The 24,888-nt window shown below is 39.6% G+C and carries 22 protein-coding genes; 7 read left to right on the top strand and 15 right to left on the bottom strand.

Going from position 1 to position 24,888, the window contains the following annotated elements; all coding sequences use genetic code 11:
* Positions 1 to 13 precede the first annotated feature (13 nt).
* The gene (locus B7982_RS10710) at positions 14 to 1,453 is read left to right on the top strand and encodes a lipopolysaccharide biosynthesis protein (protein WP_088660743.1); all 1,440 of its coding nucleotides are present in this window, start codon (positions 14 to 16) and stop codon (positions 1,451 to 1,453) included.
* Here the strand turns inward: B7982_RS10710 and B7982_RS10705 are convergent.
* The 4 genes from B7982_RS10705 to B7982_RS10690 are packed head-to-tail and all read right to left on the bottom strand — an operon-like array spanning position 1,437 to position 5,593.
* Positions 1,437 to 2,462: a glycosyltransferase gene (locus tag B7982_RS10705; RefSeq protein ID WP_088660742.1), complete on the bottom strand. Its 1,026-nt coding sequence runs from the start codon at positions 2,460 to 2,462 to the stop codon at positions 1,437 to 1,439. The two genes, B7982_RS10710 and B7982_RS10705, sit on opposite strands and share 17 nt — an antisense overlap.
* Positions 2,462 to 3,370, bottom strand: a complete 909-nt coding sequence (locus B7982_RS10700; protein ID WP_088660741.1) for a hypothetical protein — start codon at positions 3,368 to 3,370, stop codon at positions 2,462 to 2,464. Before B7982_RS10700 ends, B7982_RS10705 begins: the two co-directional genes overlap by 1 nt.
* Positions 3,371 to 3,383: 13 nt before the next feature.
* Positions 3,384 to 4,538, bottom strand: a complete 1,155-nt coding sequence (locus B7982_RS10695) for an ATP-grasp domain-containing protein (protein WP_088660740.1) — start codon at positions 4,536 to 4,538, stop codon at positions 3,384 to 3,386.
* Positions 4,535 to 5,593, bottom strand: a complete 1,059-nt coding sequence (locus B7982_RS10690; RefSeq protein WP_088660739.1) for an acyltransferase family protein — start codon at positions 5,591 to 5,593, stop codon at positions 4,535 to 4,537. The genes B7982_RS10695 and B7982_RS10690 overlap by 4 nt, the downstream gene beginning before the upstream one ends.
* Before the next feature lie 20 nt (positions 5,594 to 5,613).
* Between B7982_RS10690 and B7982_RS10685 the strand changes: the two genes are divergently transcribed.
* Both B7982_RS10685 and B7982_RS10680 read left to right on the top strand, forming a co-directional pair.
* The gene (locus tag B7982_RS10685; protein WP_088660738.1) at positions 5,614 to 6,231 is read left to right on the top strand and encodes a GDSL-type esterase/lipase family protein; all 618 of its coding nucleotides are present in this window, start codon (positions 5,614 to 5,616) and stop codon (positions 6,229 to 6,231) included.
* Positions 6,228 to 6,839 carry a hypothetical protein gene (locus B7982_RS10680; RefSeq protein ID WP_088660737.1) on the top strand — a complete coding sequence of 204 codons (612 nt, stop codon included), beginning with the start codon at positions 6,228 to 6,230 and terminating at the stop codon, positions 6,837 to 6,839. Before B7982_RS10685 ends, B7982_RS10680 begins: the two co-directional genes overlap by 4 nt.
* A 13-nt stretch (positions 6,840 to 6,852) precedes the next feature.
* Here the strand turns inward: B7982_RS10680 and B7982_RS10675 are convergent, their stop codons facing one another.
* Positions 6,853 to 8,952: a polysaccharide biosynthesis tyrosine autokinase gene (locus B7982_RS10675; RefSeq protein WP_088660736.1), complete on the bottom strand. Its 2,100-nt coding sequence runs from the start codon at positions 8,950 to 8,952 to the stop codon at positions 6,853 to 6,855.
* Between the two features lie 71 nt (positions 8,953 to 9,023).
* Between B7982_RS10675 and sppA the strand changes: the two genes are divergently transcribed.
* From sppA to rpsI, 4 genes are all read left to right on the top strand, one after another.
* Complete coding sequence (gene sppA / locus B7982_RS10670; protein ID WP_088660735.1) at positions 9,024 to 11,318, top strand: signal peptide peptidase SppA; 2,295 nt, start codon at positions 9,024 to 9,026, stop codon at positions 11,316 to 11,318.
* A gap of 24 nt (positions 11,319 to 11,342) precedes the next feature.
* Complete coding sequence (locus B7982_RS10665) at positions 11,343 to 12,401, top strand: hemolysin family protein (RefSeq protein ID WP_088660734.1); 1,059 nt, start codon at positions 11,343 to 11,345, stop codon at positions 12,399 to 12,401.
* Positions 12,402 to 12,592: 191 nt separating this feature from the next.
* Positions 12,593 to 13,021, top strand: coding sequence for a 50S ribosomal protein L13 (gene rplM / locus B7982_RS10660; RefSeq protein ID WP_014545714.1), 429 nt, complete (start codon positions 12,593 to 12,595; stop codon positions 13,019 to 13,021).
* Between the two features lie 18 nt (positions 13,022 to 13,039).
* The gene (gene rpsI, locus B7982_RS10655; RefSeq protein WP_014545713.1) at positions 13,040 to 13,444 is read left to right on the top strand and encodes a 30S ribosomal protein S9; all 405 of its coding nucleotides are present in this window, start codon (positions 13,040 to 13,042) and stop codon (positions 13,442 to 13,444) included.
* 257 nt (positions 13,445 to 13,701) lie between these two features.
* Here rpsI and B7982_RS10650 read toward each other — a convergent pair whose 3' ends face one another.
* The 10 genes from B7982_RS10650 to B7982_RS10600 all read right to left on the bottom strand — a co-directional run bounded on the left by B7982_RS10650 (position 13,702) and on the right by B7982_RS10600 (position 24,880).
* Positions 13,702 to 14,457, bottom strand: coding sequence for a flavodoxin family protein (locus B7982_RS10650; protein ID WP_088660733.1), 756 nt, complete (start codon positions 14,455 to 14,457; stop codon positions 13,702 to 13,704).
* A gap of 75 nt (positions 14,458 to 14,532) precedes the next feature.
* Positions 14,533 to 15,705 carry a glycosyltransferase gene (locus B7982_RS10645; RefSeq protein WP_088660732.1) on the bottom strand — a complete coding sequence of 391 codons (1,173 nt, stop codon included), beginning with the start codon at positions 15,703 to 15,705 and terminating at the stop codon, positions 14,533 to 14,535.
* The gene (locus tag B7982_RS10640) at positions 15,702 to 16,856 is read right to left on the bottom strand and encodes a glycosyltransferase (protein WP_088660731.1); all 1,155 of its coding nucleotides are present in this window, start codon (positions 16,854 to 16,856) and stop codon (positions 15,702 to 15,704) included. The genes B7982_RS10645 and B7982_RS10640 overlap by 4 nt, the downstream gene beginning before the upstream one ends.
* A gap of 578 nt (positions 16,857 to 17,434) precedes the next feature.
* Positions 17,435 to 17,854, bottom strand: coding sequence for an acyltransferase family protein (locus B7982_RS10630; RefSeq protein WP_088660729.1), 420 nt, complete (start codon positions 17,852 to 17,854; stop codon positions 17,435 to 17,437).
* Positions 17,855 to 17,921: 67 nt separating this feature from the next.
* Positions 17,922 to 19,469, bottom strand: a complete 1,548-nt coding sequence (locus B7982_RS10625) for an oligosaccharide flippase family protein (RefSeq protein WP_255396754.1) — start codon at positions 19,467 to 19,469, stop codon at positions 17,922 to 17,924.
* Positions 19,470 to 19,480: 11 nt separating this feature from the next.
* Entirely contained in the window at positions 19,481 to 20,530 is a 1,050-nt protein-coding gene (locus tag B7982_RS10620; RefSeq protein ID WP_158213001.1) for a hypothetical protein, read from the bottom strand.
* A 269-nt stretch (positions 20,531 to 20,799) separates the two neighbouring features.
* Positions 20,800 to 21,702: a glycosyltransferase gene (locus B7982_RS10615; protein WP_088660726.1), complete on the bottom strand. Its 903-nt coding sequence runs from the start codon at positions 21,700 to 21,702 to the stop codon at positions 20,800 to 20,802.
* Positions 21,699 to 22,682, bottom strand: a complete 984-nt coding sequence (locus B7982_RS10610; protein ID WP_088660725.1) for a DUF6625 family protein — start codon at positions 22,680 to 22,682, stop codon at positions 21,699 to 21,701. Before B7982_RS10610 ends, B7982_RS10615 begins: the two co-directional genes overlap by 4 nt.
* Positions 22,682 to 23,698, bottom strand: coding sequence for a sugar-transfer associated ATP-grasp domain-containing protein (locus B7982_RS10605; RefSeq protein WP_088660724.1), 1,017 nt, complete (start codon positions 23,696 to 23,698; stop codon positions 22,682 to 22,684). The genes B7982_RS10610 and B7982_RS10605 overlap by 1 nt, the downstream gene beginning before the upstream one ends.
* Before the next feature lie 36 nt (positions 23,699 to 23,734).
* Positions 23,735 to 24,880: a sugar-transfer associated ATP-grasp domain-containing protein gene (locus B7982_RS10600; RefSeq protein WP_088660723.1), complete on the bottom strand. Its 1,146-nt coding sequence runs from the start codon at positions 24,878 to 24,880 to the stop codon at positions 23,735 to 23,737.
* Positions 24,881 to 24,888 lie beyond the last annotated feature (8 nt).

The raw sequence follows: 24,888 nt of genomic DNA, 5'->3' as shown, positions 1-24,888 counted from the left end.
ATCGTAAATTAGAATGTCATCAATAGCTTCGAAATCAATTCATGGGATTATTTGGAGTGCTGTAGAACGGTTCTCTTTGCAGGGTGTGCAATTCTTTATTGGAATTGTTTTGGCTCGGTTGTTGTCTCCGTCAGATTTTGGTATGATTGGCATGCTTTCAATATTTATGAGCGTGTCTCAGACATTAATTGATTGTGGCTTTTCAAATGCTCTGATTCGCTTAAAAAAAGCTTCTTCTAAGGATTATGGAACTGCTTTTCTTGTAAATTTTTCTATTAGCGTTTTGATCTTTTTTGTATTGTTTTGTGTGGCTCCCTTTGTTGCATCTTTTTATAAAATGCCTGAGTTGCAACCTGTGATGAGGGTGTTTGCCGTGACTTTGATTATAAATGCCTTGTTTACGATCCACAAAGTAAGATTGACAAGAAATGTTGATTTTAAAACACAATCTAAGATTTCTTTTTGTGCTGCTTTGTTTTCTGGAATACTTGGGATTGTTCTTGCATATAAAGGCTTTGGCGTCTGGAGCTTGGTTTACCAAGCTGTTTGTAATTCGTTGTTAAATTTTGTTTTGTTGGTTGCTGGTTTAAAATGGTTTCCGAGTTTCGTTTTTAGCAAAGAATCTTTTCGGTCACTTTTTGGATTTGGGTCTAAACTTTTAGTAGCTAGTATTATTTCGTCAATTTATTCCAATTTATATAATATTGTAATTGGAAAACAATATTCTGCAAGTAATCTGGGTTTTTATACAAGAGCCGAATCTTTAGGAAACTTTCCATCGCAAAATGTTTCCGGTATTTTATCAAGAGTAACATTCCCTATTCTCTCTCAGCTACAAGACGATTGCAAACGATTGAGATCTATCTATGTGAAATATTTACAGATTTCTTGTTTTGTCGTTTTCCCATTGATGATGGGGCTTGCAGCACTTGCAAAACCTCTCATTATATTATTGCTAGGGGAAAAATGGATGACGTCTGTATTATTGCTGCAAATCCTTTGTTTTGCGTTAATGCTAGATCCGATTTGTAGTATTAATTTGAATTTGTTGTATGTTAAGGGGCGTTCTGATTTGGTCCTTAAATTAGAAATTATTAAAAAGACGATAGCGGTGATTATATTGGTTTTGTCGCTTCCTTTTGGGCTTGTAGGACTTTGTACAGGGCGTGCTATTTATGGTGTCGTTGCGACAACGCTAAATATGACATATACAAAAAGCTTTATTGATTTGTCAATTTTGGGACAAGTGAAACTGATTTTACCGTCAATGCTATTGTCTTTCTTGATGGCTGGTGCTTCTTATTCAGTGACTTTAATGGACTTAAACTATGGAATTCTGTTAATTTTAGGGATTCTTGTGGGTATGGTGTTGTATTTGGGAATTGCCAAATTATTGCACATGGAATCTATGGAGCAACTTTTGAATATCGCTAAGTCTAAAATAAAAGCTTAGCGTATTCATCTAAATATTTTTGTGCTGTTGCTTCTATATTGAAATTCTCATGAGCATAGAGCCATGCTGTGTCTGTGTCTATGTTGATTGTATTGTTGTAGAATTGGATAATCTTATTGGCTAAATCATTTGCATTACCGCATAGGAATGGAATCCCGTAGTGCCCGCCATCAATAACCTCGATGGGACCTTCCAGGTCGCTTGTTATCACGGGCACCTTCGCTGCAATTGCCTCTGCGATTGTGAGCCCAAATCCCTCGAAAATGGATGGTTGCACGTATAGATCGTAATGGCATAGGTTCTCGTAAACATAAGTTCTAGATTGGAATCCAAGAAAGTTGATATTGCTTTCTATATGGTATTTATTAGTGAGTTCCTTGAGCTCGCTTTTGTTTTTCCCGTTTCCGATAAAGTCAATAGAGAAATCTATACCATGTTCTTTTAGAATCTTTGCCGCTTCAATAAGAATTTTCTGACCTTTGTCGTTTTCTAGACGGCCGACATTTACAATGCGTAAATGCGTGCTTTGGGTATGCGAGTCGTTTTTAATCTGGTCGAAGTGAATGCCATTGTAAATGACTTCTGATTCGAAGCCTTGGTTCTTGGTTCTTTTTTGCACAGCCTTACTGATGGCAAAAAGCTTGTCGAATTTTGGATATTCGTTCGGTGTGCTGGTTATGTTGTGTATGGTACGGACGATGGTTGCCTTGCGCTTAATGCGGACTAGCTTGACAATTCCCTCCATATGGACGTGGATGACGTCGGGCTTGATTTGGAACAGGTCCAGGTTAAGGCGGATGATGGGCAAGGGGTTTTTGGAACCGACTTTTCGCTTGCACGGATAGAGCTTTATTCTAGAGTCTAGCTTGCTTGACAGTGACGGGTCAATATTGTCATTGATGACGATGATGCTTACTGTGTGTGATTGCGCCTGATAGTTGGCGATGTCAACCAACATGGACTCCACGCCGCCAATGCCTAGCCCCCATACGATGTGTGCTATGTTCATTATTTAATCTCGAAAGGTCTTTTCAGGTGGAGTTTCACGAGAAGGTTCTTAAAGCTGACATACAGCCCGCCCAAGAAAGAGAATCTCAATTTGTGTACATCAATGACGGCAAGCCCTTTGTATGTATTGAACGTATGGGTGCCACGCTGGTATTTGGGGTGTGTAGAATAGTATCTGAATTCCTCTTGAAATTCAAATTGGCCTTTGTTTATAGATACGGTTTGGAATGAAATTGCATGGCCGTAAGACTTGTTGCATTCCTGTGCAGGGCGGAGGAGTTTACCTTCGTGGCTGAATATTGCTCCTGCGTTCCTGGCTATATTTTCGGAGAATGACTTTTCTTCTATTTTCGAGAAATCACCGAATAAAGAGTCCGATTTCCAGAGGGTGAGTTTGCTCCCGTTCGGTGTTGGCTCATATGTAGATAGCACGTAATAATCTGTACCATCCTTAAAAATTGTCGCGTCGGTAAGCTTTTCGGGCAGGATTTGTTTGATAAATTCTAGTGAGTTCGCGCACTCCTTGTACTCGTATAGGTTCCATCCGCCGGATTGGTAGTTCTCGGGACATACGTATACGTGTTCGTTTTCTCTCCAAATCATGGGGAAGGAAAGGTGCGTTTTTAGGTCGAGAATGATCTTGCTGTCGGTTATGGTCCAAGATTCTCGGTCGATAACAAGTTTTGCGATACGTCCGCGATGGATTGAATAGTCAAATTCTTCTACAAGTAGTTTTACTTGTTTGTCATCGAAGTCGAGAATGAACGGGTCTGCGAACCACTTGTTTTTATAGATGCCGTTGCTAATCCATTTGACTCGGTTTTCTTTCAGGTCATCAAAGCCATTCAAGAGGATTCCGAGTTTCCACTCGGATTCTTCCAGCAATCTTTTTATCTGCTTCAGTTTCATTGTCGTAAAAATGCTAATGCTTTAATTTTTTTATGAAGATTCTTTTAAATTCTGCAAATAGCCTATATATGAAAGGTGCAGGATCCCTAAAATAGAAAACTGCGTGTGCTTCGGTTTTTAAAAATTGCATCAACCAAGTGAACAAGCCTACCTTTTGGTGGACGGCTTCGCGTAAATCCTCAATTTCCGGCATAAAGTATACAGGACGGACTTTTGACGTGTCTCCAGTGACTTGAGTCCCGGTTCCGTTTTGGTACCAAAGGCAGGGTAGGTTTATTCCGGCAACAGTAACACAGAAGGAGTTCCCGTCGTTACGCATGTTTATTTCTAGGAAGTAGTCTTGCCCCTTTTTATCCCGCAAAAATTCAACGCTGAAAAGGCCTTCGTATCCAGTTGTTTGTAGGAACTTCTTCACTTTTGTCAAGAATGAATCTGAAATAAATGAATCGATGCCCTTGTATTGCAGGTAACCTGTATTGGTGTTGTCCGGTTGCCTGATGATGCTTGTGTATCCAGGGATAGTGACATCCTTCCCGTGATTGAGGGAACACCCGATAAGCTGGAATTCGGAATCTTTCTCGATGAATTGCTGAATTTGGAATTCATTGCCTTTAAATTCTTTTGTTGCGCATACGAGTTCTTCGGGTGTGTGGCAAATTTTGATATTGCTTTTGCTGCCGTTGATACTTTCGGAGGGCTTGATGATGCAAGGGAAAATATTCCATTTTTCTAGATTGGTTGCATCATTGGTGCAAATTGATTGTGGAACGTTTAACCCGCATTGCTCAGCAATTTGGCATTGTACACTCTTGCTCATTAGCCGGTTTATTTCGCCCTGCTTGTTTTGCGCGTTCGGTAAAATGAAAAATTTTGAGAGCTCATCGTAGTTCTGGTCGATAATGCTGATACTAGTGTCGCTTGAGCAAATGACGATTGGTTTTTCTTGTGCCTCACGGCCTATTTTAAACAGGGCTTCCAGCAAAAGATTGTCGGATGCAATCTTGACAATATTTCTCTTTTTTATGTATTTTGAACGAGAAACAAAATCGGGTTCTTTGCCGACCAAAATGACTTTTATATCGGGTATACGGGCAAAGCCGAGACTGCGGATAACACCTAGAATATTGTGGTGGATTCCTCCGATTACAAGTACTTGATGCTGTATCATTTTTCTTGACTCTTTGATGTAACTTTCTTTCTTCCGATAATGAAGTAGAAATATTTATTGATTATTAATGCGGGAATTATGAGAATTAACGAAAGTAATAATGTCAATGCAATGGCAAATAGTGAAGAGTATAGTTCATTGTTCAAAATCGTTTGGTAATAATCGTGAAAAAATCGGTCGGCTAATGTTTGCAAAACAGAATAACATTTTCCATGAAGTGCAAAGTAAATCAAAGTATTTTGCCCTATAAAGGCTACATAGCGGTTATAGGGAATCTTTTTTGACGTGCCTATGATTAGAATGCAACCTAATAAACTGATTGCATAACTTACAAGGATTCTTGCTGTGGATGCAATACTGCAATGGGCGTAGTAGGGAATGTATATGATGGCAATATAAAAGCTCCAACCCAATAGTAATGGAGCTGGTCGAAACAACGATGCAAAACGTTCATCAAAATTATGAGCTTTATATAAGTAACCTAGAATCATGAAGAAATTTGCTTGAAAAATGTATTCAACATGCCAAGGAAGAACTGCCTCATTCCATGGGAATATTTGGGGGTCGGCATATTTCTCAAACAATACGCTCGCTAGAGATAGAATGAAAGATGCAAAAAGAAGCTTTCCTGTTTTATGGGGACTTCTTGAATTTTGGTGGTATTGAATGAAGTAGTAGAATGGAATAAACGCTATGAATAGGGCTGCAACAAACCAGACGCCATCGCCGTGGCCTCTAAGTTGAACTAGATTTAAAATGAATTCTTTTGTGATGTCTTCATGAGAATTGAACGAAATCAAATGTGATAATAGTATGTTTATATTGCTGAAAACGAACCAAGGAATGAAAAGACCTCGAAATTTCTTGTAAACAAAGGTCTTAAAATTATTTTGATGTTTGTAGGCAAAACCTGAAGCAAAGAAAAAGCAAGTTAAGAAGAACGGATCATAAAAAAGGTATTGTATAAAAGTTCTGCTATCTAGATGGGATAGCATGACGAACATAATGCAGATGAATTTTACAGAGTCGAGCCAAAAAATTCTAATATTAGGCATATTTGTTCCCTGGAAACAAGATGAGAAAAAATATAGAAAAAGTCATCTTTTGCGTATTAATCTTTTGTTTGGGCGAATTGACTTCGTGTGTTAATACCGCTGAATCCTCAGAAATTTGTTTTATTGGTGATTCAATAACTTTTTTATGGGATTTAGAGTATTATTTCCCTGACAAAAATATTGTGAAACATGGTGTGAGTGGAACGAGAATAGAGAATATCGAAAAATGGAATATTGACGATTGTATCGGAAAAAAGACGGTTGTATTAATCGGAACTAATAATATTGCCTCTAATGCTGATGAAAAACCTTTAGAGGATTCGTTTTATAATTATTTCTTTAAATATTATGGTGGGTTGGTTCACCGATTGAAAGCGACTCCTTTTATTGCTGTATCTGTTTTGCCTCGCAATGAGGATGGTCGGCAACCGACTCTTGTGAATGAACAAATTGAAATATTAAATAATCGAATAAGAAGATTTCTTGATACTGCAGGTGTGGATTACAAGTATATAAATGCATTCCCTTATTTTTTGCGAGAAGGATATAGCATTAATAATGATTTGTTTTCGGATGGATTGCATCCAAGTCAAGAAGGCTATGAATTGTTGAGCCGTATAATAGGTGGTGAAATATGAAAAATTGCGTTCGGCTGATTTTGTTTTTAGTAGGACTGGCTTTTGCTAGTACAGAGTTTTTTGTTGGCATGCCTAATACAAGAAATATTATTCTAGGGCTGGAATTTAATGAAAAGATTGGCGTGTATGTAAAACATTCTATTTTGATGAATGACCCTGATATGCTGATAAATTTGAAACAACAGTACATCCGAATAGGGTCTTTCTATCAATGGTATGGGGGGAGATATCTTAAAGGACTTTATTGGATTTATGGGGGCGTGAAATATGATCAGTCTTTCTGGGATTTAGGAACAAGGGCATTCGTTGTCGTAGGATTGGATCAGGGGATAAATTTAGAGATGATGTTACAGCCTTTCTATGATAGTGAAATGGGAAACTTTTTGGGCTATTTAGTTAGGATGCGAACTCCCGCCGTAAAAGGGACGAGCTTTGTTTTAGGTTTCAAGAATGTTCCTGAGTATAGAATGGTAGAACGCCGACTAAGTGCTGGGTTTTCTATTGCCAAAGACGATTTGATTGTTGATTGTGAAATCTCGTCTCCAACAAGTTGGAAAACCCAATTTACTCGGGTGTCTGTGGGATTTATCTATAAGTTTGATATTTAATGTTGGGTGTAAGTTAATACTTCCCGTATTTATAGCCGTATCCATCGTTGTGGCCGTGCTCGTACTTGTTGATAACAAAGCTTGCATGAGCGGATGTATTACCCTTGAGCAATTGCTTCATACCATCCTGGATGGCTTCAATGCTGTGCTTGTTATATTCGATGACCATAACGATTTGTGCGGCAACTCGGCAAGCAAGAGCAGCGTCTGTCACGAGCATGATTGGCGGCGTGTCAACGATGATTAAGTCATACTTGCTCTTGAGTTCTTCAATCAATTCGCTATAGCGCTTAGAACCAAGGAGCTCGGACGGGTTGCTTGGAACCATTCCGCAAGGAATTATGTCAAGGTTTTCGACTTCCGTTGAGCTAATCACTTCTTCAGCCGTTGCTGTGTGCAAGAGAATCTGGGAAAGACCCTTGCCACGCTTGATGCCAAATTCCTTGTGGAGACGTCCCTTGCGAAGGTCTGCGTCGATGAGAAGAACCTTCTTTCCGAGGCCAGCATAAAGAGCGGCGAGGTTTACTGAAACAAAGCTCTTGCCTACACCGGGGATAAGACCGCTGACTCCGATGATTGAATTCGAACTCTCGTCCATGCTGAATTCGAGTGAGCTGCGTAATGTGCGGAGCGATTCGACCGCGACATCGTCGGGTTCGACGACTGCAAGCGGTCGAGTTCCTTTGGTGCCCTTGGGATTGCCTTTGGGAACCTTGGCATAGACGCTATAGCCAGTTTCTCTTTCGATAAAGTGGGCGTCACGGACTCCGTTGCTGATTTTGCTTTTAAGAGTCGAAATGCTTGCGCCGATAAGGAATCCTAGGAATAGTGCTATACATACGATTAAGCTTTTTTTCGGCTTTATGGGGCGAAAAACTTCTTCTGCAAAGTCGATGATTCGAACGGAACCGACCTCACCTGCAGATACGAGCTTGAGCTGCTGGATGTTGTTGAGCATTGTTGTGTACATCAACTTGCTCATGTCTACTTCGTTTGTCAACTTAAGCACTTCCTGTTGGGTGTTCGGAAGTTTTTTTGTTGCCGCAGTGTTGTTGGCCAATTCGCGTTTTAGGTTGTTTTCTTGTTCTTCAAGAGTCTTGATTGTCGGATGCTCTGGTTGGAACAAGCGAATAGCGCTTTGTTTCTTTTGTTGGAGTTCTAGTAAACTTTGTTGTAGCTTATTGCGCTTTTCCAAAACAAGTTTTGTTTCTGCATAAATGTCTACAGAACCGACCTTATTGCGGTACGTGTTGTACTTGAGCAACGTGCTATCCATTTGTGCTTTGACAATGGGGAGTTGCTTTTCCAAAAATTCTAGCGTTTTTTGTGCTTCTGCATTGCGCTGTTCGACGTTTTGCCTTAAATAGGAAGTTGCGATTTCATTAAGGACTTTAGTGGCTCGATCAGGATAGATGTCTTGATAACTGAATTCAAGTATCCCAGTTTTTTTACCTCTTTCTTTAATATTAAAGGCGCCCTTGAATGCTTCGATTGCGTCAAGGCGCTCCATCTTGCCTATTTTAAATTTTTGGCCAGGGGCAGCTTCCATTCGTTCAATTCTAAAAGTAAGTGTATCGCTTAAATATGGTACATGATACGTCTTGCCGACAATCCCCGATAAAACTTTCTGTTTTTTGTTGTCATACAGGTTGTATTGAGTTGTGCTGTCAAGCGCTTCCGTTGTCCACGAGCCTTTTCTTTTTTCTTTTGGAATGGTTTTCCATGGAAATTCAAATAGACTGAGTTCCATGCGGCCTTCGCGGTGCATTAGGCGGTCAAGTTTGTTGGTCGGTATGGCGACATACTGCAAATGCATCTTTTCGACGGCTTCGCCAATGATCTGACGGCTTCCGATGAGTTCAATTTCTGTTTCTGCGGGGCTTGTTGTTGCAAAAAGGCTGCTGAGTCCGCCTGTCATGCCCATGCTTTTGTTATTCTTGGATTCAATCTGAAGCAGGGCGTCGACCTGATAAATTGGCCTAATCCACATGGCGACGAATACGCCGATAATTGCGGATACGATCAGACACGGAATCATGATCTTCCAGTTTTTCGCTAGATCCTTCAACAAGTCAAAAAGGTCCGTTTCTTCTTTTTTCGAAGATGCAGCCATATAACCACCACTATGTTAAAATTGTTCCTACACTCGTGAAGCAAAATAGCAATTTTTCTATTATATCATTGATGAAAAAACTTGTTATATCGCTATTTGCAATGGCCGCGTCGGCTTTTGCCTATCTTCCTGGCGAATCCAGCTTTGTTTCGCTCGAGGGGGCACACGGCATTTTCGGGAATCCGGCGGGGCTTTCGGCTCTCGATTCCAGGGGGGCGCTTGCTTCGTACCAGTACGATGACGGCATTACGGAATTCCGCGTTGGCGGCAACCTGGATCGTATCGGGGCGGGCTTTGAATACCGTTTTAATGGCGAGGGGATGGATGAGTCCCGTTGGAACTTGACGCACGGTTTTCCGCTTTTTGACCGGAGCGTGTTCTGGGGTGGGCGAATTACGGCCTTCCGCAGTGCGGATTTCAAGGGGACGGAGTGGACGTATTCTCCGGGTATCTTGATTCGTCCTTTCCGCATGCTTTCGCTGGGCTATTCTTGCGATAACTTACTGTATCTTGGCCCTGCGTCGATGAAGCGTGTCCATAATGCGGGGGCGACTCTTCGCATGGGAGATTTCTTAAGCGCTAGTTACGATGTGGAAAATTGGAAAGAGCACCGCTTGCTTCTGGAGCTTTCTCTCGTCGGTTTCCGTTTTGGCTTTAAGGTGCCGCTATATGGTGGCGATGACGAATATTCGCTGACGTTGTCCGCTTCGTTGGGTGGCTATGTCGATGCTTCTGTCAAAATGTTTGACGATTATTTGCCGAAGGGCGGTAGCGTTGGTTTCCATGCGGCTCGCAATCCGAGGGCATCGCGCTCGGCGCAGATTGTGCGTGTGCCGCTCAATATGGAAGTTTCCGAAGTCGAAAAGAAGTTCTTGTTCTTTGCGCCGTCTTCTATTGGACTTATGAAGTTGCGCAATTTATTCGAACACTTGTTGCGTGACCCGGCGGCTGGCCTTGTCGTTCTTGACTTCTCGGGCTATAACGGCAATTTGGCGATTTCTGAAGAAATCAACCGTTACGTGAAAAAACTTAAGGCTCGTGGCGGCCTTGTGATTGCATATATGGATGATGTTCGTCCATCGGTGTTGATGGCTGCTGCAAATGTAGACCGCATTGTTGTGGAGCCATCGGCCCATTTTACATGGCTTGGGCTTGGTGGTGGAATTACTTTCTACAAGGGGCTTTTGGACAAACTAGGTATCAAGGTCGAGTTTTTGCGTCATGGTGCGTACAAGTCGGCGGTGGAGCCTTACACGGCTGATTCCATGTCGGTGAACGCCCGTGAAAACATTGAAACGCTTTACAAAGACATTTGGGAACTTGTCCGTATGCATCTTGCCGGGCGCTTAAAATCAGGGACTGCGACTATCAATGCCGAAAAGCTGGATGAACTTGCGCAAAAGCCTGTGATTACTGCGATTGGCGCCAAGAAGGTAGGCCTTGCTGATACGCTGCTTTACATCGACCAGGTGCCTGCGTACGCGTTAAAAACGTTCTTTGGATTTGATGCGCCTTATGCAGGCTTTAGAACGTGGGCTCCGTCAAATACCAAAATCTTTGACGAAAGCTGGAATCATCGCACAAAAGTGGCGCTGTTGAACATTAACGGAACGATTGATTCTCGCATGGAAGAATCTGTGCTTGATAACTTGCGCAGGCTGCCTGGTATGGGCGTGAAGGCTTTGCTTGTGCGGATTAGTTCGCCGGGTGGTAGCGCCATTGCGTCCGACAAAATCTGGGGTGCGCTCAAGAACTTGAAGCGTTTTGACATCCCGATTGTCGCAAGTATCGGGAGCTCGGGAACGTCGGGTGCCTATTACATTGCGTGTGGTGCAGACAAGATAATTGCAGAACCTTTTGCCATTGTGGGAAGTATTGGAATTTATGGTGGTAAGATTGATGCGTCTGGCTTGATGCAGAAAGTCGGACTGCGCAATGAGCCTGTGAAGACAAATGATTATTCGGATGCTCGCTCGTTTGCACGCCCGTGGACGGATACTGAAAAAGCGGCGCTCCAGGAATATATGGACGACTTCTACAATCGCTTTACGGGTGTTGTTTCGCAGGCGACTGGGATTGACCAAGCTGTGGTCGATTCCGTCTATGGCGGTGGCCGCGTGATGGTCGGTTGGAAGGCTAAAGAGGCGGGGCTTGTGCATAGCTTGGGCGGATTTGACGACGCTCTTGATGAAGTCCGCAAACTTGCCGATATCCCGAAATCTACGGAAATTGAACTGATGCAGTTGAATACAGAGGATTCTTTTGTGGTGCCGTTTGTGAATACGAAATCGTTTGGTGACTTTATTCGTGATATGGAACGCACCCAGTTCTGGGCGATAGAGCCGACTTTAATTGATGGTCTTTAGTAAATGCGCCGGAGGCGCGAAAATATGTTCGAAATTGTAATTACTGTTCTTGCTTGTCTTGGTGCTTCGGCGTTCTGCTCTGTGACCGAAGCTTCGTTCTACAGCGTCCCGCCTTCAACGGTGGAAGTCCTGGAGCGACAAAAGAAATTTACCGCGCGTTACCTGAAGCATGTGAAGGATAACATTGACCGCTACATTGCTTCGGTGCTTGTGGTGAATACGGTTGCAAATACGGTGGGCGCGTCCTTGGCGACAGCCTTGGCGGTGAAGCGCTTGTCGCCTTCGGCGGCGATGCTCTTGCCGGTGATACTCACGATTCTCATTTTGCTCTTTGGCGAAATCACTCCCAAGACGCTCGGTGTGAAGCAGGCGAAAGTCTGTGCGCCGCTTGTGGCTGTGCCGTTTTATTATATCACGAAAATCCTCAGCTGGACGGGAATCATCTGGCTTTGCCTCACGCTGACCAAGCACTGGACGCACGAAGACAAAGAAAAGAAGGACGTGAGCATCGAGGACATTAACAGCCTTGTGAGTCTCGGGCTTCGCGAAGATGTGATTGACCGCCAGCAGGCTCTTGTCATCAAGAACATCCTTTCGCTCAAGTCGCTCCCGGTGCGCCGCGTGATGACGCCGCGACAGGTCGTGTTTACGCTCCCTGCCGACAGTACGATTGGAGAGACTCTTGACGAGCGCGGCAACTGGCCGTTTTCGCGTGTGCCGCTTTACGATGGTAAAAAGGACAATTGGATTGGGATTGTGCTCCGCCGCGATGCATACAACCAGCTTGCCGAAGGCCACCGCGATGTGAAACTCCGCCAGCTCATGCGCCCGATGCAGCTTGTGCCGGATAGCCTTATGACTGACAAGTTGTTGTTGCGATTCCTCAAACAGCGCGGACACATGGTGGGTGTTGTTGACGAGTTTGGAGCGATTGCGGGCATCGTGAGTCTCGAAGACGTGCTCGAAGAAATCCTCGGTCGCGAAATCGTCGATGAATTTGATGTGGCTGTGAACCTCCAGGAAACCGCCCGCCGCAAGTCCAAGGCGCTCGCCTCCATGCGCAAGGAGAAAAGTAGACAGTAAGGAAAATCTTTTAATTTACTATACTAATTAATATAATTCTATCAATTAATAGAATGTTTAAACCGCTAAAATACTACTTTTTTCAAAAATTACACCTTTTTACCCTTGAACCCTTGCGAAAAATCATCTAAATTTACTCTGCTTTTCTCGGGGCGCCTTTGCCCCGGAATTTCACTCACTAGAGGATTTACATGAAGACCATTACGGTAAACCCGAAGACTGTCTCCCGCAAGTGGAAGCTTGTGGATGCAGCTGACAAGCCGATGGGACGCGTTGCAAGCGAAGTTGCTCGTCTCCTCATGGGCAAGCACAAGGCCATCTATTCCCCGAACGTCGACACTGGCGACTTCGTGGTTGTTATCAACGCTGAAAAGGTTGCCGTTTCTGGCAACAAGGCTCTCCAGAAGCAGTATTTCCACCACACTGGCCACATCGCCGGTGAACGTTGGATCAACTTTGCTGACCTCTTGGCAAAGAACCCGACTGCTCCGCTCGAAGCTGCCATTTGGGGCATGCTCCCGCACAGCGCTCTTGGCCACAAGATGATCAAGAAGCTCAAGATTTTTGCAGGTGCCGAACATCCGTTCGCTGCCCAGAAACCCGAAGTCGTAGAACTTTAATTTAGAACGGAGAAAACTATGGCTACAGCAAAGAATAAGAAGATCTACCGCGGCACTGGCCGTCGCAAGAACGCCATCGCCGCTGTGATTCTGAAGCCGGGTTCCGGCAAGCGCACTATCAATGGTCGTGATTTCAAGGAATACTTCCATTCTGAAGTGCAGGACATGATTGCAAATCTTCCGTTCGCCATCCTTGGCAACGCTGAAGAATGGGACGTCGAAGTTACCGCTCGTGGCGGTGGCATCGCTGGCCAGATGGGCGCTGTCCGTCTCGGCATCTCCCGCGCACTCGTTGCTAACGACGCAGAAGTGAAGCCGGCTCTCAAGAAGGAAGGCCTCATGACTCGTGACGCACGTGCCGTTGAACGTAAGAAGTTCGGCCGCAAGAAGGCTCGTAAGCACTTCCAGTTCAGCAAGCGCTAATCTGCGATTTTGCTTTTACGGAAAACCCTGGCATCTGCCAGGGTTTTTCTGTATTTATGCGGTTCGGGCACGTTTTGCTTTTTGCGAGACTCTGCGCCTCCCATTGCGTCATCCCGGACTCTGTTCCGGGATCGGCTTTTGTGCTTAAAAAAAAGAAGAAGCCCCGTCGGAGCGGGGCATGACACATGCGGCAAAGCCGCGTCTTTTAACAAATTTCTAGTAACTAATAACTATTAACTAGTAACTCGCCGAAGGCGCTAGAAATTATCGTCGCGGTCGAACATGTGTGTCACGAATTCCGTCACAAGCGTCACGTAAGCGTCTTCGCTGAAAATCGGCTTCTGCATCATGTCTATCGCTTCCTGCGAAAGCTTACCCGTCGTAGCGAGTTCGGCACCGCCCTTACGATATTTTTCGCGGAGCATGTTCAAACGGCGCGGACCGCCACGGTGATCGAGCGCGCGCATCTGCGGGCAGGCGATAAGCGTGTAGCCCTCGTGTCCGAGAATGATGTCGAACTGCTTGCGGATCGGTTCGTAGACCACGTCGATGTCCATCCAGGCGCAGCTCGAAAGCAGAATAATCTTCTGCCCTTCCTTCTGGAACTGCAACCCGTGCAAGTGCGAATTCAGCGCGTTGGCGCCTTCCTTGAGCTTCTGTCCCATGTACGGGTGGACCATGCCCACGATACGGTCCATCAGGACCTTCATCTGCCCAGGGATGCTGAACAGGAATAGTGGAAAACTCCAGATGACAATGTCCGAATTGATGAGCTTTTCGCGGATCATCGGCACGTCGTCGTCTTTCATGAAGCACGAACCGTCCTCGCGCCCCCAGCAGCTGAGGCAACCGCGACACGGCTTGATGTGCATCCTGTCGATGAAAATGTACTCGGTCTCGTAGTCGCCGTTCTGCTCCAGCCCTTCGACAAAAGCCTTCGTCGGGATGAGAGTGCCACTGCGTTCATTCTTCGGGCTTGCGACCATTACGAGGATTTTCTTTTTCTCTGCCATGCGCGCAAATTTAGAAAAATTGGGGAGAGGTTTGTATCGCGGAGGGGATGATTTGTTGCGGATTGATGCTTGACTTTAACAGATGATTGCTTCCAATTGTTTTTTTACATTCTGCGGAAGCAAAGCTTCTTTTGCTTTTTTCAAATTATCAGAGAACAGATTCAAAATTTTTCTGTCTAAAGCAATTTCATTTATTTTATCAACCAATTCATCGGTCGAATCGCATAAAAAGCCCAAGTTCCCGAATTTTTCAAATATATAATCGAAATAATAGTTATGTAAAGCTATTATTGGTTTTTGATTCCAAATTGCCTCCAATATAGCACCACTTGCTGTTAATTTATACGATCCTTTGTCGTATAGAAACAGCAAAATATCCATTTTATTTACAAATCGATTGTACTCTTCAAATGGCAAAAGTTTGCCTGTTTCATTCAAGGATTTGAAATGTGGCGAATTTATTTTTTCAGTTATAAAGCTTATAGACTGTATTAAAACCGAATTCGATATATCTTTTTTGAGAATATCCTTTAAAACATTTAGGCCTCGGCCTTTATTGATTGCTGCCGGAATGCCAACCAATAAACCATTGGACGTCAATTCATCAGTCAATGAGTAATCAACAGGAGGTCTTATATATGCATGATCTATCGAATAGATTTTGTTTTTATTTCTTTCCGAAATTCTACTTTTGAAATATTTCTCCATAAAAGAAGATAATAGAATAAAGTGAAACCTTGAAGGAATATTCATATGGCGGAAAGATGTTCTAAGGAATGGTTCAAAAAAAAGTTTATTTACTAAAGCCGTATTTTCTTTTTTGTCAATACCTTCCATTTCACTATGGCACATTATATAGAGATTGTTCTGTCTGTAATCAAAAAAACGTAATAACCATAATGCTAAGAAGATATTCCCATTAAAAAAAACATCGCAATCTTTTTTTGCATATTCTTTTGTCCAAATAAAATTCAACCAGGAAACTATTAGTATTTTTTGGAAATGATTCAGACTTCCGTATTTCAAATTGACAATATGTGATTTTGTTTTTTTATAAACGAATTTGACGTTTGAATAATCAAAGTTGCATTTGCTCATTAACGTCTTTAGGTTATCACAGGATGATCCGTCTGCTACATAAGTTACATGGTCATACAATTCGGAAATCATCATCAAATAAGATTGGTTGATGACTTCGTGATATGCTCCATAAGAATACGGGTCAATAATTACAGCATTCTTTTTCATTTAACCAAGCTCCGAAACAATTCTTCCCATTTGTCAGCAATTTTAGGGAGAGAAAATTCACGAGAACTCTCAAGTCCGTTTCCTGCAAGGGATCTTCTCCATTTTTTGTTCCTCATCAATTCCTTCAGCTGATTTACATAGGCTTCAAAATCGTTATCCTTGATGATCAATCCGTTGTATCCGTCCTTGATAATCTCATGTAAACTTCCATATGTGTCCATTGCCATAGGTACACATGCATATTGTTGGGATTCTAAAAGAGTCATTCCAAAACCTTCGCTAGCAGAAGTCATCAAAAAGACCGAAGCCTTGTTGTAGTAAGGTCTGGGATTTTCAAATTTACCATTCATCACAATATTTGTTAATCCCATCTTTTGTGCCATTTCTTTTGTTTTAGAAAAATCCGGCCCGTCACCAACCATGACGAGTTTCCAATCCGAAAATTCTGAATCTACGCAAATCTCTTTCCATATTTTTAGCATATAAGACATGCGCTTATGATGTTCTAACATTCGGCCTACAAAAAGGACCATTTTTTCCTTTTTTTCATAATTTGCCATGTCAAAAAAATCAGTGTATGTCAGAGGATTCGAAATAGCACCCAATTTATGTACCTTGTAGTTATGAGACAAATGTTTAAAATCATTCAAAAAAGAATTTGCAAGAAAAATATATTCATCGCTTATGTTTATTTCTTCTTTATGCATTCGGAGATAGTTCCTTTTTTCCCTCCATGCATATATTGGATGAATGTGATCATTGAAGAAATTCTTTATTTTGCTATGTCTATCATCAAATTTTGGAATGACTTCTTGGTGCCAACACCGAATTAATTTCACAGGTAAATTACCAATCGCCTTACGGGCAAAGGACGTATCGCCCCATTGATTTATAATCAAATCAATATTATGCTCTTTCAAAAAATCATGATACAATTTCAGTGAAATGGAATCATTTACATCGTACGATGAAATTTCAATTGTGCCGATTGATTCGTTTAATTGATATGGCATTGGATTAATTGTTTTGTAATACAAATAGGACGCAAAAACTTTGTACCCTCGACGAATAAATTCGTTTGCCAAAGTAACGGTAATAGTTTCTCCTCCGCCATAGACAGGCCAATATCGCATCATATACAAGATATTCATGTATTTATCCTTCTTTTTTCAAAAGCCAACAAAATACTTTGTCATTTAGTTGAGAAAAAATTTTTCGCCGAATCATTTCTAGAAAAACAGGGGCAACAAACATCAGGGCAGACCAGCAAATGAAAGACACATAAATATTGTTCAAAATCAAATTTTGTTTCATATACACTTTCAAGCAACCTTCATCAAAAAATGCGCAGTGAACGATATATACTGAAAACATATAGGAAGCTAACCTGCAAAAAATCTCGGAACTAGTATTAAAAGAATGGTTCTTGAAAAAATAAAAAAGACAGATTGCAGAAATAAAAATTAAGGGATTATGATTATTTGCCAAGATTTGCAAAAGTTTGCCGTTCAAAAAATTGAAGTATGCGGCCAAAAAGAATAGAACGGCATTCAAAGGCAATGTCACCATCATTATTTTTCCACAATGATTTTCGATCCATAAAATTGGATTTAAACGGAGACATCTTCCTATCATATATATTTCAACAAACATCAAAAATGTGGTTCCATTAGTCTTGTTTAAAAACTGGACTGCATATGTAATGAAAAGCAATATCATCAAAATTAGCCTACTTTTGGGCACAACTTTTGCTGGGGGGCAAAAACTTTACTAGTAACATAAAAATCATATATGCTGAAAAATACCAGTGGCATCCTCCAGCTATGGGGAACAAACTTCTTAAAGAAACACTGATGTTAAACGAGGAAACAAAAAGAATCGTGAAAATAAAAACGAGTATTTCAAATGATATAGCCATCATCTCATAATCAAAGAACTTCTTGCCGTTCCATTTTACACCAAAATATCCAGAAATAAAGGCAAATATGGTAACTCCAGTGAAGCACACTGACCTAAAAGAATGATGCAAAGCATTTTCAAACGTTCCATCAGCTTCTAGGTTTGCAAATGCCCCCGACACATGCAACATAACGATAAATAGCATGGCGATGACGCGCAAAAATTCAATAGATTCGTTTCTGAATTTCATGTCTATACCAATCCCATACGTACGATTGTTGGTTAGTTTTTATAAACAAATAGTTCAAGAGATTTACTTAAGCTTTTTTCTTGTTTATGCCACCCATTAATTTCCTTTTTAGAAAATCCAAGACAAGCTGCCGCTCATTTGAATTAAACGAAACGAAAAAAATGATTAATAGTCCGCCTAAATAAGAAAAAATCATTGTTAACATAAGCCTTAAAATTCCCTGTTGAACAGAAATAAATATTATATAAGGAATGATTGACATAAGGCATATTGAAATCAAATTTTTCAGATATACTTTTAAAAAAAAATCTTTCAACGACAGTCCAGTGTAACGAGCATCAAGTAACAGTCTCATCATTTGTGAAAATACAATTACCGCAAAATGAATGTAGTATACAACATAGGGCTTACATCCATTTACTAAAAAAAGATACGAAATCGGCACCGTCAAAAGCATAATGCCACATGTTGTCAGTTGATATGTCCTTATTTTTCCCGTAGCATTTATCGACATGTCTGGAGCATTGACAGACGCGTCGAGGGTTACAATAACAAGAGTTAATCGAAGAAAATTTGCAGCATAAGCGGGAACATTCCCCAACCAAAGGTCTAGAATAATTTCCGCTTCAAAAATAAAAGGTATTGACAAAAAACCCATTAATAGCATAGAAAAACGTGCGCTAGATATAACTAATTTTCGATGATAATCTATTTGCTGTGCCGCGAACGTCTTGAATATTTGTGGATTTATTGATGTTTGAAAGTTTGAAACAAAGCTTTGCAATGCGGATTGAATTTGTACAGCTAAACCACGCGAAGCATTTACTATAGGCCCGAAAAAAATATTAAGCAAAATATTTAAGCCCTGACTTGACAGTATATTTGCTAGATTCCCTATAATAGTCCATGATGCGAACTTTAATATTTCAACCATTGTTTTTTTATCATATTTAGATTCAGAAACAATATCGCTATATTTTTTATGGCAATACCACTGGTAAATCATTCTTACAACTATTTGTGCAAAAACAATTAACACCGCGTAATAAATCAATTTGTCAAAGATGATTATTTTTAAGCTCAACGCAACCAGCAATTTAAAGAAAACCTCAATAATAGATACGTATGCAAACGCTCTCATTTGCTCGTAAGCTATTATAAGGGCATTGTAAGGAACACTCAAAATCATAACCACCATCGAACAAACCGAAGCTTGAAATACCCAAAAAGCAGCAACAGCCCGATTGGTAGGAATTTGCAGTTTATTGTCAATGAACCATAAACCAATAAATTGAGAAAACAAAAGAATGACAATGGCTAATATTTTATGAACAAAAATACATGTGTTAAAAATTTTTGACAAATTACATATATGCGCAGTACCTAAACCAATACTTAAAAATCGTTGCGTTGCGCCTGTTAATGAATTGTTTAAAAAAGTGATTAGAACGACAACTCCTCCAACGACATTGTATATTCCAAAATCTTCAACGCCGAGAGCCTGCAGAACAACGCGACTCGTATATAGACTTACCGCCATTGTGATGAGCATTCTGAAATATAGCAACAACGTATTTTTGGCTATTCGCTTGTTATTTTCCGCATAAGAAGACACGATCGCTAAACCTATTCATTTTTTGAGTTAATTTCATTGCTCAACATATTCAATTTAGCTATACAAAACATCACCATAAAAAACAGCGATGTATCTAATCCGGGCGTTGATGAGGCGGATTTCATGACAATCCAACCTACTACAAAGAAAAAGATTGTTTTTTTTCCATATCCCTTCCCTAGCATAACTAAACCTTTCATAATGTTCAAGTAAAAAACACATCCCAATAAGCCCGTATTTAACAAAAGATTAATCCATATAGATTCTCCTCCCATTAAACCAATATTTTTATCTAACCAAAAACGAGTTGCATAAGCACCCTCACCAAATATAGGGTTGCCGGACAACCAGGCTGTTAATAGAGCTTCAAATTGTTCCATTCTCATTTCTATATTTGAACCTCCCCCCAAATGTTCCTCAATGTTTTTGTCGAAAATACTTAATAAAACGTCAATAAATGTCGCTAGTTCTGACTGAAAAATAAATATCAAAACAACGCCAACACTGGCGAGTTTGAGGAATGATTTAGACTTTATTAAAGCTAGAAGTGAAATGAAAATTAAAGGATATGGAGAACGTGAATTGCATAGGGCTACTAAAAATACGGCGGAAAAAACAGAAATATAATAAAGTTTATTAGAAACGATATAGGAATTAAACGCCCCTTTAACATACAAAAAAAACACAGCAAAAATTGACATCGTGCATCCGCAACCAATAGCGTGAGCAAATATTGAAGAAATACGCCCACGCCCACCTCTGTCAAAAAAACTATAAGACCACATATTTTCTGTAATATTGGGATTTAATGATTGCTCGTACATAATCAAGGGATTCTGATAGCCGAAAACAAATGCTTCCAAATAAGCATATATCGCGGCAATTACGGAAATAATCATCAACCCTGTAATGATAAATTTTAGATCTGAAGGATGTTTTATTTTTGCAAAAAAAAGCAGAGGAAATATATATGAACTGACGCACTCCAAGAACGCACAACTCAAAGAATTAAAAAGAGGCAATACGGAAATCGTTGATGAAAAAATCACCAAGAAAATCATCCATGCAAAGGGTCTTAATTCAGATGGTAATTTAGGGACCTTAAAAAGACCTTTTTCTTTTATATGCATCAACAACGGTAGAATGATAAACCACGTGTCACAAACCAAGCTCAATCGAATTTGAGGTATTCCAACAATGGCTAAAAAGGGTACAAAGTTCGATAAAAACAATCGAAAAAGGAAATACCACAAAAATGCCTTATGATAATTTCGTATGGAAAAAAACAAAATTGGAATGGAAACAAAAAGAAAAACATTCATATGCTATTTCATCTCTTAAGCATTTTCAAAATTATTGTTCCTAAAAAAACTCTAATTCGTTTTACAAGGCTCCACTCCTTAATTGCCAATAAACAGAAAATATTTTCATTAATATGTGTAATTTTTTCGAAGAAATTGCTCCGGTTAATAGAAATGCTTGATTTATATTCGTCATATTTGGGCTTTAAAAAAAGTGTTATATATGCTTTTGATATTCCATAATCTAAAATATATTTTCTAAAAATATGGCGTAAAAAACGCCCAAATTTTGAATAATTCCAAGAAGCAGCTACATTTTTATTATGATGCCGATAATAGCCAAGAGGTTCAGTTACAAATTTTCTATTTCCACACAACGATACTGTTGTGGAAATTTGCAAATCATACGTACCTTTAGGTGCTATAACCACAAGATCTTTTACTTTCCTATTAAATAATTGAGTAGAGCCCTGCATAAACAAGTCTGGGACAAAGTCATAAAAAGAAGCTGGATGCAAGGATATATTTTTTTTGTAAACAACATTCAAATCAGAATCAACATCGGTTACCGCCGATGTCACCAGATTTGGTTCATTATCAGGCATTGTTGATAATTCTTGATACAATCGTTCAAGTTTGCAATCAAACCAAACATCATCCTGATCGCTAATAGCAATGAATTCACAAGTGGCGAGAGATATAGCTTTGGCAAAAGAGGCATTTACACCAAGATTTTTTTCATTAGAGATGCAACGTAAACCTTTTGTTGCTGCATACTCCTTTAGAATGGCAAAAGAACTGTCTGTGGAACAATCGTCAACGGCTATTACTTCATACGGTTTTAAGGTTTGTGCGTAAATGCTATCAAGTTGCTCACGTAAATATTTTTCGCCGTTATATACAGCCATTACAACAGATATATTTTTTTTCATTTTACAAATTCCCCCTTCCAATATTTTTTATAAGTGAAGTGGCTAGGAATCATAAACATTCTTTTAAAATCTCGATTAAAGCCTAAAACATACAAAATTTTGTAGATATAATTTTTAATGATACTTTTTTGGGCAGTTATATTGTGACCAAATAGAAATTGATTTACTGCAGTTTTTTTCTCCTTTGGGAAAAAACCTGTTGGCATTAATACGAAACCTGATTCATTTTCATCAACATGCGTAGATGGATTTCTGTACTGGAAATGAGCATACATGACATATTGTATTTCATGTTCTTTGGACAAGTACGATAATAGTCCCTGATTCCAGCAAAGATAACCTATTTTACCAGAATTAAAATCTTTAAAAAAGCCTGAATAATCATTAAAACTAATGTTGACAAATAATTTGTTATTCGAATAGCATTTTATATCTTTCCATAAATTTCGATTCATCGGCGATGTTTTTTCATCAAAACAAAATGAAGCATTTGTAGAAAGCACCTCTTTGTAAGATACAAACGGATGATTATCTTTCATAAAGCGTCTATTTATATCTTCCGTATTTCTATACAATTCACAATGACCATGTTCTAAGATTTTGTCATAATTGTCCAAAATGTCATCTGTTAGGAAATGTCTTACATCACCCCAAACGACATCTAAATCACAATGCCCCCAAAAGTCGTAGGTCTTCAAAAAATCTTCAAATATAAACCCATAAGCCAACTTAAAATCACACAATTTGTACGGATGCTCTAAAGAAATCTTAAAGGGGAATTTTTTTTGTATATAATCTTTCATTTCTGCGAAAGACATGTAATGAACTTTCACATTGGAAGGATAGTCAAATTTTCTTTGATCATCTGTAAAAATAAGAAAGTCAATGTTCTTGTTACAACCCGCTGTTCTCAACCAGAAATTAAAATATTCCGGGAATTTTCCAAAATAAGGGATAATAAAAGCGATTTTATTTTTCATTACAAGCCACTATCCTTGAGTATTTTTTCAAATTCATTTCTCAAAGGTTTATATTTCAAAGGAATTTGCCACAATTCACTTATTCCCGGTCTATTAGCATTCACTTCAATTAATATAGGACCTTTTTCTGATATAGCAATATCAAATCCAAGAAGTGCCCTTCCATAAAAATCTACTTTATTTGAAATTTCTAGAACAAAAGCAGAAGCTTCATCAAAAAATGGTATTTTAAACCCTTTAAAGATTGTTCCTGTAACAGGATGCTTTACTAGCCCAGCATCATTCACAAGACGAACATCAAAATCACCCTTTAACGCAGCTATTTCACTAAAGGCGTTAGTAGAAATCATTCCGGTATTTAGGTCAACATTAGCAAAGGCACCACCAAAGCCCGCATTATCAACACAAACATTATCCTTCAAAGATGTTCTTAATGCGGTAAACACAATTTTTGTTTGCGCCGAGCCTTTGCAAACAAAGAATCTTATTGTTTGCACTAAATTAGGATTCATCCTATTCATGTCTTTATGTTGAATTACCGTTTCTTCTAGAATACCTACACCTTTCTTTAACACCTCCGTATAAAGAGTATCAATATCACCTGTTACAAGTATTTTTTCAACACCTCGCCCACTATCTCCATCTAGCGGTTTATAAAAAAAACTTTTTTTCCCTTGAACAAAAACTTTAAAAGCATCTAAAGAAAGATTATGCGTTTTCAAAACTTCTCGTTTCAAATAAGGCAAGCACTTAGAGAAAATATCACTTTTGTCATCGTGATTGCCACGAGTTACCCCAGGATTATATTTGACATAATACTTCCACTCATTAAACAAATATTCACGACGCACTTTCCATGGCTTATCATAAAAACAGAAATCAACATACCTATCAAAAGGCACTCCGATTATAATTCTTGAAAGGAATATGTCAAAAAAATGTGATTTTCCCGATATTTTTTTTACAACTGAATTGTAGTACAAAGCCCTTTTTATCATGTCAAGTATTTTTTTCATAGTTATCTCCCAATGAAAATAAAATTGAAGCTTTATCTATACCAACCAAAATCTCTGCAACTGTTTTTTTTCAGAACAATATTCTATAATTTCATCCGTCCATTTACCGAATGGGGTTTGGCCAACAAACGGAAATAACCATGTACTAAAAGCACTAATATTATATTCAATCAATTTACAGCCATTCCCCATGAGGACAACATCTAAAGCCAATAATCTATGGTATGGAATTACAGAATGTACTTTTTTAGCAAAAGCCAAAACTTTGTCAAAATTCGGGATTTTGTAATTGGAATTCGAAAAGTCTATTCCATTAAAAACAGACTGAGTTTTGCCATATTGGTCACTTACATATTTTCCAAGTTCTCCTGTTTCAGGATTTATACCAACAAACAAGCCTCCTGCATGTGCGTTGTCCACATTTGCTCCAATTTTTCCAATGCGCAAAAGCATTGCTGGAATATGAACACATTCATCTTTCACACTTTTATATGTCACAATACGAAGTGTATTGACCGAAGTAGGCCCAAACTGACTTATAAAATCAGATTGTTTAAGAACTTCTTGCACTACAAAATTTTTAATTTTTCCATTCAAGAGAATCTGTTCAAACGAATTTCCCTTATCATTTTCAAATTTTTGACCATTCCACTTAAAAAAGTGAATTCCATTTCCAGAACAAGAATCAACTGTAGGCTTCACGATAATATGTGGAGCAATCGCCGCGATTTCGCCCATTTTTTTAGGCAAATCTTCAGTAGCAACACAATTGTAGTCACCATCATAAAAAGTTCCATTTATACAACGTAGAAATTCATTCGGCAGAATATCTTTGCCAAGAATTTTTGCAAAGTAATTCTTGTCTTCAAAAAAAACTCTATAACGAAACGGATTCAATACCGGTTCAATTACATTATGGCATATGTTTTCAGGAACAATATTTAAACGATCCTCATCATTTTGCAAATACGCACAGAACACCTCTAAATACTCACGCATCACAGGTGTTTCAAGCAAGCCCCACTTTTCCTGATATTTTTTATACAGTTTATTGTTCGGTTTATATAGTCTGCATCCATTAACCTTAGCTTTTTTACACCAAGATTTTCCTTGCTTTAAATAAATCGCCTTTTTTACCTTTGCAACAAAACCATTTATCAAATTTTCTACAAGTTGTTTCATTCCATATC

It is taken from the genome of Fibrobacter sp. UWB2, assembly GCF_002210425.1.
Lineage (GTDB): Bacteria > Fibrobacterota > Fibrobacteria > Fibrobacterales > Fibrobacteraceae > Fibrobacter > Fibrobacter elongatus.
Note: the sequence above shows the minus strand (reverse complement) of the source record. Positions and strands in the feature narration are given on the sequence as shown.

What these genes read in the sequence shown, in the direction of transcription:
- B7982_RS10710 (WP_088660743.1), top strand. Translation starts at nt 14, where the DNA reads ATGTCATCAATAGCTTCGAAATCAATTCATGGGATTATTTGGAGTGCT.
- B7982_RS10705 (WP_088660742.1), bottom strand. Translation starts at nt 2,462, where the DNA reads ATGAACATAGCACACATCGTATGGGGGCTAGGCATTGGCGGCGTGGAG.
- B7982_RS10700 (WP_088660741.1), bottom strand. Translation starts at nt 3,370, where the DNA reads ATGAAACTGAAGCAGATAAAAAGATTGCTGGAAGAATCCGAGTGGAAA.
- B7982_RS10695 (WP_088660740.1), bottom strand. Translation starts at nt 4,538, where the DNA reads ATGATACAGCATCAAGTACTTGTAATCGGAGGAATCCACCACAATATT.
- B7982_RS10690 (WP_088660739.1), bottom strand. Translation starts at nt 5,593, where the DNA reads ATGCCTAATATTAGAATTTTTTGGCTCGACTCTGTAAAATTCATCTGC.
- B7982_RS10685 (WP_088660738.1), top strand. Translation starts at nt 5,614, where the DNA reads ATGAGAAAAAATATAGAAAAAGTCATCTTTTGCGTATTAATCTTTTGT.
- B7982_RS10680 (WP_088660737.1), top strand. Translation starts at nt 6,228, where the DNA reads ATGAAAAATTGCGTTCGGCTGATTTTGTTTTTAGTAGGACTGGCTTTT.
- B7982_RS10675 (WP_088660736.1), bottom strand. Translation starts at nt 8,952, where the DNA reads ATGGCTGCATCTTCGAAAAAAGAAGAAACGGACCTTTTTGACTTGTTG.
- sppA (WP_088660735.1), top strand. Translation starts at nt 9,024, where the DNA reads ATGAAAAAACTTGTTATATCGCTATTTGCAATGGCCGCGTCGGCTTTT.
- B7982_RS10665 (WP_088660734.1), top strand. Translation starts at nt 11,343, where the DNA reads ATGTTCGAAATTGTAATTACTGTTCTTGCTTGTCTTGGTGCTTCGGCG.
- rplM (WP_014545714.1), top strand. Translation starts at nt 12,593, where the DNA reads ATGAAGACCATTACGGTAAACCCGAAGACTGTCTCCCGCAAGTGGAAG.
- rpsI (WP_014545713.1), top strand. Translation starts at nt 13,040, where the DNA reads ATGGCTACAGCAAAGAATAAGAAGATCTACCGCGGCACTGGCCGTCGC.
- B7982_RS10650 (WP_088660733.1), bottom strand. Translation starts at nt 14,457, where the DNA reads ATGGCAGAGAAAAAGAAAATCCTCGTAATGGTCGCAAGCCCGAAGAAT.
- B7982_RS10645 (WP_088660732.1), bottom strand. Translation starts at nt 15,705, where the DNA reads ATGAAAAAGAATGCTGTAATTATTGACCCGTATTCTTATGGAGCATAT.
- B7982_RS10640 (WP_088660731.1), bottom strand. Translation starts at nt 16,856, where the DNA reads ATGAATATCTTGTATATGATGCGATATTGGCCTGTCTATGGCGGAGGA.
- B7982_RS10630 (WP_088660729.1), bottom strand. Translation starts at nt 17,854, where the DNA reads ATGAAATTCAGAAACGAATCTATTGAATTTTTGCGCGTCATCGCCATG.
- B7982_RS10620 (WP_158213001.1), bottom strand. Translation starts at nt 20,530, where the DNA reads ATGATTTTCTTGGTGATTTTTTCATCAACGATTTCCGTATTGCCTCTT.
- B7982_RS10615 (WP_088660726.1), bottom strand. Translation starts at nt 21,702, where the DNA reads ATGAAAAAAAATATATCTGTTGTAATGGCTGTATATAACGGCGAAAAA.
- B7982_RS10610 (WP_088660725.1), bottom strand. Translation starts at nt 22,682, where the DNA reads ATGAAAAATAAAATCGCTTTTATTATCCCTTATTTTGGAAAATTCCCG.
- B7982_RS10605 (WP_088660724.1), bottom strand. Translation starts at nt 23,698, where the DNA reads ATGAAAAAAATACTTGACATGATAAAAAGGGCTTTGTACTACAATTCA.
- B7982_RS10600 (WP_088660723.1), bottom strand. Translation starts at nt 24,880, where the DNA reads ATGAAACAACTTGTAGAAAATTTGATAAATGGTTTTGTTGCAAAGGTA.